Annotated in this window: 1 protein-coding gene and 1 pseudogene; both read right to left on the bottom strand. The window is 62.5% G+C overall.

Annotation, left to right across the window (positions count from 1 at the left end; genetic code table 11):
* A partial coding sequence (locus EOA22_RS36930) for an S-adenosylmethionine synthetase N-terminal domain-containing protein (RefSeq protein WP_245478823.1) occupies positions 1-222 on the bottom strand: 222 nt, incomplete at its 3' end.
* Between the two features lie 169 nt (positions 223-391).
* Positions 392-485 (bottom strand): annotated as a pseudogene (locus EOA22_RS39455) (transcriptional regulator); the annotation flags it as partial.

Genomic DNA, 485 nt, shown 5'->3' with positions numbered 1-485 from the left:
CTTCAGCAGCGTTTCCGGGACGCGCACTTCGCCGGCGATGACGACACGGTTGGTGGTGGCCAGCGTCTCGCAGGCGACACGGACTTTCCACGGGTCCATGCCGGTCTTCTTGGCTTCGCGATAGACCAGATCGACGATCTCGTCGGAAATCCGGTCACAGACTTTGTCAGGATGGCCCTCGGCAACGGATTCCGAGGTAAAGAAGTAGTTCTGCCGCGTCACGGGTGTCCCCTCTTGAAAAACGATCGGCAGGCTGCCGATTTTGGCGCGCCACGTGTTAGCGGGGCGAAGCGCCGCTCGTCAAGCGGTGCTTCGGCTCTGGCATGAATGTCGATGCCGTTATCTTGTGCCACCGGCGGCGGGGCGCCGCCGGTCCTGGCGTGATTGAGGATCAGTCGGGATCGTCGGCGGAGAGGGACTTGACCAGGTCTATGATCCTGCGGCGCACCTTGGCGTCGGCGATCTTGACAAAGGCCCGGTTGAGC

It is taken from the genome of Mesorhizobium sp. M7A.F.Ca.US.014.04.1.1 (assembly GCF_003998745.1).
Classification (GTDB): Bacteria; Pseudomonadota; Alphaproteobacteria; order Rhizobiales; family Rhizobiaceae; genus Mesorhizobium; species Mesorhizobium ciceri.
This window is presented reverse-complemented; position numbering and strand designations above follow the sequence as displayed.